The following is a 517-nucleotide window of genomic DNA, read 5'->3' on the forward strand; positions in this document are numbered from 1 at the left end:
GTGAAGAGCTTACCGGGATGCTGGGGTTGGGGAACTGCGGACCGTCGTGACGGTCGCGACGTAGCGGTTGGCGCCGTCGACGGACAGTCCGAACAGGTCGATGAGTTGGCGGATGTCACCGCCGGTGGCGTGGGCTTCGTCGAGGATGCGGTCAGTGCGGATGTGCTGGCCGGCGGTGCCCAGTTGGTGGCGGATCCACCAGCTGGTGACCGGTCGTGTGGTGATCGCGTTGCGGACGTGGATGAACATGTGAGGATTGGGCGTGTTCGGCCAGGTCTTCTGCCGGTGGTCCAGCCATGCCCGCACTCGCGTCTGGACGGCGGGGGCGAGCGGGATGATCTGGTCGGCGACGTGGAGCCGGCCGTCGCGGATGTCGGTGAGCCGCAGCTCGCGCAGTTGACTGATGCGCACGGCGTGGAACGCGAGCAACGCCGCCAGCGCCGCGGTGGCGGGCTGCTCGGAGTTGAGGTCAGCTCGCAACATCTCGAGGTTGACCGGTCGTGGTGCGGGCGCGTCC

General features: G+C 68.1%; 1 pseudogene. It reads right to left on the reverse strand.

From position 1 onward, the window contains the following. Nucleotides 1–9: 9 nt before the first annotated feature. Nucleotides 10–517 (reverse strand): annotated as a pseudogene (locus ACFPIJ_RS64505) (hypothetical protein); the annotation flags it as partial.

The organism is Dactylosporangium cerinum, from assembly GCF_042653625.1.
Taxonomy (GTDB): Bacteria; Actinomycetota; Actinomycetes; order Mycobacteriales; family Micromonosporaceae; genus Dactylosporangium; species Dactylosporangium cerinum.